The sequence below is a fragment of the Mycobacterium sp. AT1 genome (assembly GCF_002043095.1).
In the GTDB taxonomy this organism is placed as follows: Bacteria; Actinomycetota; Actinomycetes; order Mycobacteriales; family Mycobacteriaceae; genus Mycobacterium.
On record NZ_MVOC01000102.1, the window covers coordinates 20,874 to 31,008 of the forward strand.

7 protein-coding genes are annotated in these 10,135 nt (G+C 70.4%); 4 read left to right on the forward strand and 3 right to left on the reverse strand.

Annotated features, from left to right (window positions below):
- Window position 1 precedes the first annotated feature (1 nt).
- The 4 genes from B1790_RS32975 (at window position 2) to B1790_RS32990 (ending at window position 4,789) form a co-directional block, all read left to right on the forward strand.
- The gene (locus B1790_RS32975; RefSeq protein ID WP_233165434.1) at window positions 2-1,225 is read left to right on the forward strand and encodes a lipase family protein; all 1,224 of its coding nucleotides are present in this window, start codon (window positions 2-4) and stop codon (window positions 1,223-1,225) included.
- A 102-nt stretch (window positions 1,226-1,327) separates the two neighbouring features.
- Window positions 1,328-2,653: a nucleotide disphospho-sugar-binding domain-containing protein gene (locus B1790_RS32980; RefSeq protein ID WP_079927485.1), complete on the forward strand. Its 1,326-nt coding sequence runs from the start codon at window positions 1,328-1,330 to the stop codon at window positions 2,651-2,653.
- The gene (locus tag B1790_RS32985; protein ID WP_233165435.1) at window positions 2,646-3,833 is read left to right on the forward strand and encodes a glucosamine kinase; all 1,188 of its coding nucleotides are present in this window, start codon (window positions 2,646-2,648) and stop codon (window positions 3,831-3,833) included. The genes B1790_RS32980 and B1790_RS32985 overlap by 8 nt, the downstream gene beginning before the upstream one ends.
- Window positions 3,830-4,789, forward strand: a complete 960-nt coding sequence (locus B1790_RS32990) for an SIS domain-containing protein (protein WP_079927486.1) — start codon at window positions 3,830-3,832, stop codon at window positions 4,787-4,789. The genes B1790_RS32985 and B1790_RS32990 overlap by 4 nt, the downstream gene beginning before the upstream one ends.
- A 76-nt stretch (window positions 4,790-4,865) precedes the next feature.
- Here the strand turns inward: B1790_RS32990 and B1790_RS32995 are convergent, their stop codons facing one another.
- From B1790_RS32995 to B1790_RS33005, 3 genes are all read right to left on the reverse strand, one after another.
- On the reverse strand, window positions 4,866-8,387 hold the full coding sequence (locus tag B1790_RS32995; protein WP_079927495.1) for an ABC transporter ATP-binding protein: 3,522 nt from the start codon (window positions 8,385-8,387) through the stop codon (window positions 4,866-4,868).
- 79 nt (window positions 8,388-8,466) lie between these two features.
- Window positions 8,467-9,612 carry a zinc-binding dehydrogenase gene (locus tag B1790_RS33000; protein WP_079927487.1) on the reverse strand — a complete coding sequence of 382 codons (1,146 nt, stop codon included), beginning with the start codon at window positions 9,610-9,612 and terminating at the stop codon, window positions 8,467-8,469.
- Between the two features lie 52 nt (window positions 9,613-9,664).
- Window positions 9,665-9,943, reverse strand: coding sequence for a DUF732 domain-containing protein (locus B1790_RS33005; protein ID WP_142555694.1), 279 nt, complete (start codon window positions 9,941-9,943; stop codon window positions 9,665-9,667).
- Window positions 9,944-10,135: the final 192 nt, after the last annotated feature.

Consider the following 10,135-nt stretch of genomic DNA (forward strand, 5'->3'; position numbering starts at 1 on the left):
CGTGCCCACCCACCAGAGGCGTCGTCGTGCGCTGTGGATCGCCGTCGCCTTCGCCGGCGTCGTCGGACTGGTCGTGGCGGTGTCACCGGCGTGGGGTGCCCTCACGGGCGGCACCCGGGCCGAGGAGCCCGTCGCGGTCGACGGTGCCCAGGTGGGCGGCTCGGAACCCGGCAGCCTTCTCAGCGCGACGACGATGCCCAAGTTCCTCGCCGCCGCCAGCCGCAGCGACCTCAGGGCCGCGCGGGTGGTCTACCGGTCCACCAACGGCGACACCGGCGCCCAGACCACGGTCTCCGGCTCGGTCTTCACCCCCGAAGGCGAGCCCCCACCGGGCGGCTGGCCGGTCATCGCGCTGGCCCATGGCACGACGGGGCTCGACGAGGAATGCGCCCCGTCACTCACCAAGGACCTGTGGGGCTTGTCCGACCCGGTGCTCAACTATCTGAAGAGCGGCTACGCCGTCGCCATGACCGACTACCTGGGTCTCGGCGAGGACGGTGGGCATCCGTACATGGACTCGAAGACCGCCGGGCTCAACGTGATCGACTCCGTCCGCGCACTGCGCCACGCCTTCACCGGCGTCTCCGCCCGGTGGCTGGCCTTCGGCGGCTCCCAGGGTGGTGGCGCGGCGTGGGCCGCCGACGAACTGGCATCGTCGTACGCACCGGAGCTCGACCTGGTTGGCGCCGTGGCCAACTCACCGGCGGCGGACGTCACCGGCATAGTGGACAAGGCCCAAGCCGATCGGTTGAGCGCCGACCAGATGCCGCTGTTCCTGACCATCGTCGAGTCGGTGGCCCGGCTGCACCCCGACGTCGAGCGCGGCGACTTCCGCTCGGGAGCGGCGGCCAGCTACTGGGTGCCACTGCTGTCGTGCAACCCGGAGACCAGCACCTACCGCGCCGCGCAGAAGAAACGCCTGACCCCAGCCGAATTCGCGCCACGCACTCCCGCCGCCGCGGACGGCCTCCGCGCCGTGCTCGCCGGCTGGGCGCTGCCGCGCGGACCGTTGTCGGCGCCGCTGTCGGTCGACTACGGCGCCGACGACACCTTCGTCGACGCCACGTGGACCACCGACGCCATTGCCAGGCAGTGCGCACTCGGGGGCGTGATGCAGTGGGATCTGCAGCCGGGCAAGGGGCACGGCGACGTCGACATCAGCGGCCAATTCACCTGGCTGGCGGACAGATTCGCGGGCAAGCCGGTAACCAACCAGTGCCCGTGACGCCGACGGTCACACCCAGGCGCCGCCGTCCACCCGCAGGATCGCGCCGGTGACGTGGGACGCCCGATCGCTGAGGAGCCGGTTCGGCAGTATCGTCCGAGTATGGCCATGCCCCCGACGCCCCTGACGATCATGTTCTGGCCGGAATCGGCCTACGGCCCGACGAACCAGTGCATCGGCCTGGCGGCCATCCTGCGCGACCGCGGTCACACGATCGTCTTCGCGGCGGAGAGTTCGTGGGCCGGCAAGTTGGCGCCGCTGGGGTTCGTCGAGGAGCTCGTCGACCTGGCCGAGCCGGAGCCGGCCGCCGACGGTGACGCCGACGCCGGCAAGTTCTGGACCGACTTCATCGCCGAGACGGCGCCCGAATTCCGCAAGCCAACGGTCGAACAGCTGGAGTCGTTCATCGCACCGACCTATCAGGCGCTGATCGACGGCGCGAAATACTGCGAGCCGCGGTTGCGCGAGATCATCGCCACGCACCGCCCCGACGTCCTCGTCGAGGACAACGTCGTGCTCTTCCCCGCGCTGGTGACCTCGGGAGCGCCATTCGTGCGCATCGTGTCGTGCAGCCCGCTGGAGGTGCCGGGTCCCGGTGTGCCGCCGCCGTTTTCGGGGCTTCCGAGCGATGACCCGTCTCAGTGGCAGACCTACCGCGCCGAGTTCGACCGGACCCATCGCGCCATGTGGGCGGACTTCGACGCCTGGGTCCGGGCCCAGGGCGCCGAGCCGCTACCCGAGCTGGAGTTCATGCCGCGCGACAATGCCGCCAACCTGTACGTCTACCCCACCGAGGCCGACTACCTCGACGCCCGGCCCCTGGACGAGAGCTGGACCCGGATGGACTCCAGCGTGCGGGAGACCGACGGCGACTACGAGGTGCCCGCCGAGGTCGCGGACCGGCCCGAGGACAGTGCCCTGATCTACCTGTCGCTCGGTTCACTCGGCGGGGCCGACGTGGAGCTGATGCGTCGGCTCGTCAAGGTCCTCGGCACGACCCGGCACCGCTTCATCGTCAGCAAGGGACCCCAGGCCGATCAGATCACGTTGCCCGACAACATGGTCGGTGCCCAAATGCTGCCGCAGACCAAGGTCATCCCCCAGGTCGACCTGGTGATCTCCCACGGCGGCAACAACACCACGACCGAGGCGCTGCACTTCGGCAAGCCGCTGATCGTGCTGCCGCTGTTCTGGGACCAGTACGAAAACGCCCAGCGCGTCGACGAACTCGGGTTCGGGGTGCGGCTGGACACCTACTCCTTCGCCGACGCCGAGTTGACCGACGCCGTCGACCGACTGCTCGCCGACACCGACCTGCGCGCCCGGCTCGACGAGATCGGCGCCGCGATCCGCGGCCGCGACGGGCTACGGGTCGGCGCCGACGTCATCGAGGAGGTCGGTGCGCGCCACCGGAACTCGGGTGCCTGAGCCCCTGGACACCCTGACGCTCCGCGACGGGCGACGTCTCGCGGTAGTCGACGACGGCGACGGCCTCGCCGCGATCCCGCAGGTGCTCGACGTCGACGGACGGTGGCGCCGCGCCCTACCCGGCGACGGTGCCGCGTCGGCCCTCCTCGACGTCCTTGCCGCGGGATCGACTGCGCGCGAAGACTTCACGGTGCGGTCCTGGTCGACGCGAACCGCCACGGGCGAGCGGTCCGTCGGCGTCGACCAGACCAACGAGTCGGTGATCGTCGACGACGTCGCCGTCGTCAAGTGGGCGACCCACCTGCAGGAGGGCCCGCACCCCGCGCCGCGGCGCATAGAGGTGCTCCGCGCGGCCGGCTTCGACGGCATGCCGACGCCGTGGGGCGTGGTGACCTGGCGAACGCCGACCGGCGCCGACACCGTGGTGGCCTACGTCGACGACTACCTGCCCGACGCCACCGACGGCTGGACGTGGGCGGTCGACCTGGTCACCGCGGCGGTGCGCAAGGGCAAGCCCGGCGGATTCTCGGCCGCGGCAGCCGACGTCGGCACCGTCGTCGCCGAGCTCCACGCGGCACTGTCGACCACGGCAACCGTCGCGTCGGCCGCCGACGCCGCGCGGTGGCGCGAGGACGCGACGGACACCCTCGACACCGTTGTCCGGCTCGGTCACCCCGGCGTCGTCGCCCGCCGCGGTGAGATCGAGGTGCTGCTGAGCGATCTCGGCGGGTTGGCTGGGACGCCCGTCATCGAAGGACACGGCGACCTGCACGTCGGCCAAGTGCTGTGCAGTCGTGGCCGTTTCGTGGTCACCGACTTCGACGGCAACCCGGTGCTTACTGCGCCGGAGCGGATGTTGCCGATCCCCGCGGTGCTCGACGTCGCCGGGATGACGCAGTCGCTGGCGCACGCCGCGATCGTCGCCGCCAAGTACGCCGCACTCGACCCCGCGACCCTGGCCGTGGTGTCGGCCGCAGGGCGCACCGCATTCCTGGCCGCCTACGCCCGCCGACTCGACACGCTGGGGCACGCGCACCTGTTCGACCCGGCTGCGCTTGGCGCGTTTCGCGCGCAGCAGGTGCTCCGTGAGATCGTCTACGCCACAAAGCATCTTCCCCGCTGGATGTATGTTCCCGATGCGGCGCTGCCCGCCCTCCTCGACGAAGGGACCCCCACGTGAAGCCCGACGGATTCGCCGCCGACCTCCGACGCAAGCCCGAGGTGCTCGAAAGCCTCTCCGCCACGCTGGCGACGCGCAACCCGTGGGCGCAGGTGGTGCCGAAGGACGTCGACCGGGTGGTGCTGCTCGGCATGGGCTCCTCGGCGTACGCGGGCGGGGTGGCCGCCGCGCGGATGCGGGCCAAGGGGTTGACGGTGACCTCGGAGCTGGCGTCGTCGACGCTGCTTCCCGATTGGGGCCCAGGCACTCTCGTCGTCGCCACCTCGGCCAGCGGCGGCTCGGTCGAGACGCTCGACGCCCTCGGCCGTCTCCCCGCCGCCGCGCACACGGTCGCCCTGACCAATACGGCTGGGTCGGCGATCACCGAACGGTGCCGCGACGTCGTCGAGCTGGCCGCCGAGCCCGAGGTCGGCGGGGTCGCCTGCCGCAGCTACCAGCACACCCTGGCGCTCCTACTGGCGCTGGAATGCCATCTCACCGGGACGGGCACCACCGCGTTGGCGGCATCGGTGGCCGCCGCGGCCGACGGCTCCGCCCATCTGCTGGACAACGAATCGGATTGGCGGCCAATGGTTTCCGATCTCCTGATCGGCCCGACGGGCACCCACTTCGCGGCGCCCGCGCACCGTTTCTGCTCAGCCCAGCAGGCCGCCCTCATGCTCCGCGAGGGTCCGCGCCTGGCGGCCGTCGGCTGCGAGACCGGGGACTGGAGTCACGTCGACGTCTACCTGACGAAGACCACCGACTACCGGCTCGCGGTCTTCGCAGGCTCGGCGTGGGAGGCGCAGCTGGCAAAGTGGACCACCGCCCGCGGCAGCACCGTCGTCGGCATCGGCGGCGACGTCCCGGGAGCCGGGTATCACCTGCGCTACCCGGGCGACACCGACGACGACGTTCGCCTGCTCACCGAGGTGCTGGTGGCCGAACTGGTCGCCGCCGCGGCGTGGCAGGGCTAGCAGCTCCCGCCGAGATCTGCGCGAGGGCTGCGATACGTCGACGATCGCGACCATGCTGCAGATCTCGGCGAAGGAATCAGGCCGCGAGGTGACCCCACTGCGGCGCCAGCTCGGTCCACGGTCCCGTTGCCGCGACAGCGCCGTCGACGAGCACGACGACGCGGTCGGCCCTCGCCAACGCCGAACTCTTGGACGTCGCGCCGAGCACCGTGATGCCCCGTGCCCGCAGACTCGTCCACAGCTCCACTTCGGTGGTGGCGTCGAGCGCGCTCGAGATGTCGTCGGCCAGAAGGAGTTCCGGCTCCACGGCCAACGCCCTGGCCAGGGCCAACCGCTGGACCTGCCCCCCGGACAGCCGCACCCCGCGGTGACCGACGATGGCGTCGACCCCGCCCGCCTCCGCGACGTCGGACCCGAGCCGAGCGTCGTCGACGGCTCGCAGCACGTCACGGTCGTGGTCCAGGCGGACGTTGTCGGCGAACGTCCCCGACAACACCATCGGCACCTGGGCGACGTGCGCGACCTGCCCGGGCCGCAGGAACGTCTGCGCGTCGGCGACGTCGACCCCGTTCCAGCGGATCTGGCCGGTGTGCCCGACGAGACCGCACAGGACTGAGAGCAGACTCGACTTTCCCGATCCGACCTGCCCGAGCAAGAGCACGAGCTCGCCTGCCTCGACGGTGAGGTCGACGCCGGTGACACCGCGGGTCCCGTCGTCGTGCACGGCCGACACATCGACGAGATCGAGACGCTGCAACGACTTTCGGGCGGCTGGCGCCGGTAGCGGTGCGGTTCCCGCCTCCAGGTCGACACCGGCGGGGATGTCCATCAGGTCGGCGCCTCCGGCGAGTCGGCTGGTCGCCTGCTGCCAGGACCGCGTGCCCGGCGCGTCGGTGACGACGGCCCCGGCCACGCTGCCAAAGTAGTCGAACCCGACCACCGCACCCGAGACGAGCAACGCCGCCGCCAGGTCCCACCCGCCAAGCAGGTAGACGATCCACGCCGCGACGACGCCTAGTTGCACCATCACGACGGGGACGCCGAGAAGAATTGACTGCACCCGATGTTCGCGGACGGCGGCGCCGACGCGACCACCGTCGACGCGGTCCAGGTGCGCACGAACGTCGGTCGTGGCGGCGGCGAGTTTGACGGTCCTGACGCACTCGAGCACCGACACCAGCGACCGGCCGAAGTCGGCGCGAGTCTTCGAGGCCGCTGCCGCCGAGCGGCCCGCGACGGGCCTGCCGGCCACCGACGTCACGGCGGCGGCGACCATCACCGCGAGGAGGATCGCCCCTGCGATGGGCGTGCCGCTGAGGAACGACGCGATGACCACGATGACCAGACCGCCGATGACGTCGTTCCACCGGTCGGCGTAGTGCAGGAACCGGTCGGAGTCCAGCACGCGGGAGACCACCTCACCCGGCGGCGTCCTGGCCAGCCGGTGCTGCCTGGTCTGCGCCTCGAGCACCGTCATCCGAATGCGCAACGAACACGCCGACCACCACGGCAGGAACCGGCGAAGCGCCAACGCCAGCACCAACGGTTCCACCACGATGCTCGCCACGACGGCGACGGTGATGGGCACCGAACTCGTTCCCTCGCTGAGGTTTTGGACGAGGTGACCCCAGGCGAAGCCACTGATCGCACCGGTCGCCCCGACCAGCCCGGACAGCGCGAACAGCGAGGCCCCGAGAAGGCCCCAGCTGGGATGGGTGCGGATCATCTTGAAGATTCCGCGGGCCAAGCTCGGCCCGCCGTCGACGTCGGGTCGTTCCGGTTCGGCCCCGTGGCGGCGGGCGCCACCGACACCGACCCCGTCGTCGGCCGACGGCAGAGGTGGCGGCGGTGCGTCCGGAACACCGCTGGCCTCCAGCAGCCGCAGGAAGGGCCCCGGCCGGGAGGAGAGCTCGGCCCGCGGACCCTGGTCGACGATGCGACCGTGGTCGAGCACGACGACGTGATCGGCGCGCGCGACGGTCGAAAGCCGGTGCGCGATCAAGATTCCGGTGCGATTGGTCAGCAGCCGGTCGGCGGCGCGAACCACTCGCGCCTCGGTGAGCGGGTCCATGCGCGCAGTCGCCTCGTCGAGGACGACGACGCGAACCGCACGGACGAGCAGTCGCGCGAAGGCGACGAGCTGCTCTTCACCGGCAGACAGCGTCGTCCCACCGGGACCGAGGAGCGTGTCGACGCCGTCGGGCAGGCTGTCGACCCAATCGGTCAATTCGAGCTCGGCGACGGCGTCCAGCACCCGGTCCCGCGGCAGGTCGGCAAACAGCGCGATGTTCTCGGCGAGCGTGCCCGCGAGGATCTCGGTCCGCTGGGTCACCACGCCGACCGAGGCCCGCAGCCGTTGCAGGTCGAGGTCGAGCACGTCGACCCCACCGAGGAACAGCGATCCCCGTTCCGGGTCGACGGCCCGCGACACCAGCGACGCGAGAGTCGACTTGCCAGAACCGGTTCGGCCAACCAGTGCGCACGTCGTGCCGGCTCGCACTCGAAGGTCGACGTTCTGGAGAACCCGCGGCCCGTCGGCGTAGGAGAAGCTGAGGTCCCTCAGCTCGACGTCGACGACGTCAGCCGAGAGCGTGCCTCCGCCAGCGGGTTCGGACTCGGCGTCGATCAGTTGCCGCAGCCGGATGACCGCACCCATCCCCGCCTGCAGTTCGGGCAGTTGGCGGGTGAGCTGGGAGATCTCGCCGACGAGGGTCGCGCTGACGAGGAACAGGGTGATCAGTTGGGCGACGTCGAGATCACCGCCGGAGACCAGGGCGACACCGGCGATCACCACACCACCGAGCAGCGCGTGCAGCAGCCCTCCTGCGCGCAGGGTGATCCGCGACTCGATCGCCACCACCGCGCGGAAGCACCGCTGGATGTTGGCGGACAGCTCGGCGCACCGTCTCAGGACGAAGGCCTGACCGAGGCTGGTGCGCAAGTCATCTCGGGCGGCGATGCCCTCCTCCATCGCGGCGGCGTGGTCCGTCCAGGCGATTTCCTCGACGACCTTGCGGGTGCCGAGTTCGCGCAGCAGCGGCCGGATCGCCAGCGTGATCAGCGGGACGACGACGGGAAACACGATCCACGCCGGCCACCACGTCAGGCCCGCGACGATCCACATCGGCAGAGCGGAGAAGACGGTGCGCATGGCGTCCCACACCTGCGTGCGCACCAGCGACCCGACCTCGTGGGTGTCGTCGTCTACTCGGTCGAGGATCTCGCCGACCGCTTGCTCGGACAACCGCTCGAGCGGCTGACTCAACGCGGCGGTGAGCAAGTCGGCCCGCAGCCGACCCTCCGCCCTGTCGGCGATGCGCGCCCAGACGGTGCGGCCCACGGTGTCGAGCACGGCCGCGCCCAACAAGCACGCGGCGAGCACTCCCACCGTCGTCCAGACGGGGTTGGTCGCGAGTCGGCCGATGACGACGGTGCCCAGCGACTGCAGGACCGCCGCGATCATCATCGCGACGAGGGCGACGGTGACGCCGGGACTCTTCAGCCGCCGCCACCCGACGGTCCGGTCGAAGTCGTCGGGGTTGGCGACGGCGTGAGACGCGGAAGGGGAGGTGTTGCGCCGTGTCGTCGTGGTGGTCATCGCGTCGTGCACGGTACTCGTCGCCAGCGCCGCCACGCACCTCATTTTCGGCGGCCGAGCGGACCTCGGCCGCCCCGACCTACGGTGCGACCTGCGGTGTGACGAGGAACTTTTCGCCCGTCGCGCGCCGCAGATAGGCGTTGAACGCCTCGGGGGCGAGCATTCCCGCGAGGGAGACCTCGTGGTTGTAGGAACTCGCGAACGTCGTGGTGAGTTCTCCTGCGACCCGGGACCGCAACCGTCCGATGGTGTCGGCGCCCGCGTTCTGGAGGAACGGGGTGAGGAGCCACCCGCCGATACCCCAGGCCATGCCGAACTTCCTGGTGAGCGTCGTCGGGCCCGTGTCGAGGGCACCGTAGACGTAGACCTGCTTGTGAACGGTCGAGCCGTAGCGCGAGTACCCGGTGCCGGTCGCGTTGGCGGCTCGTTCCATTCCGTTCAGGATGTCACCGGCGATGGTGCCGCCACCGATGGCGTCGAACGCCAGCGTTGCCGACGTCGCCACCAGCGCCTCGAAGAGGTCGTCGGTGAACGTAGGCGACGACGAATCGCACACGTGCACCGCTCCGATCGACCTCAGCAGCTCCTCCTGTTCGGGCTTGCGGACGACGTTCACCAGCGGGATGTCGTCCTCCAGGCAGATCTTCACCAGCATCTGACCGAGGTTTGACGCCGCGGCCGTGTGAACCAGAGCCGAATGTCCTTCTCGCTCCATGGTTTCCACCATTCCGAGCGCGGTCAACGGATTGACGAACGAGGACGCCCCGTCCCGCGCCGGTGTGCCGTCGGGAAGCACCAGGCACGCCGCGGCCTTCGCCACGCGGTACTGCGCATACATCCCGCCGCCGGCGAGCCCGACCATCTTGCCGAGCAGCGCTCGGGCACCGGCCGAGGACCCCGTGGCGACGACGGTGCCCGCCCCTTCGTTGCCAACGGGCAGTGAATCGTCCAGTCGCGCCTTCAGTGCGTCTAGCGCATCGGGGCTGATCGTCGCCGTCACCACGGGACGCTCGGGGGTGCCGCCGACCGTCGCGGCACCCATGTCCGCAGAGGCGACGAGAAGGCCTATGTCGGACGGGTTGATCGGTGCGGCCTCCACCCGGACCAGCACCTCGTCGTCGGCGGGCGTGGGCACGGGAACGTCCTGCAGCGAGAGTTCGAGCGTGCCCTGCGACGTCACCAACGAACGCAATTCCAGTGCGGTGTCGGGCAAGTCTTCGGTCATGGGTGATGCCTCGTTCCTGTGGTGGGTCTGCCGTCCACCTTAGGAACGTGCGTCAGCAGTCCAGCTGTTGGACCGCCGCGGAGATGATGTCCAGGGCGGCGGCCACCGTTACCTCGAGGTCTTTCATCACCATCGGAATCGCGTCGGCGGTGGGTCTGCCGACGCTGACGTACCGGCACACCTTGTAGCCCTCGGTCCGCAACTGCTCGGCGCTGAGGAACGTGAGCCGCGGCGAGAGTTGGTTCAAGTAGTCGGTCTCGCCAGCGGCGGCGGGTGGTGCGACACCGATCGCTACGCCTGCCGCGAGCGCAGCCACGAGCATGGTCTTCATGGGGACACCTCCTGGTCCCCGCCACCGTAGTTCACCCATTTTCTTTGCTGGGCGTTTTCGGAAAAGCCGTCGCCAGCTTCGCTGTCAGCCGGGAGGCAGACCGCCACCGGGCCTGGAGACGACGTCGAGCCATTGCCGTCGGCCCGACCTCGGGGACGACTGTCTAGTGGTTGCCGTTGCTGCCGTTGCCGT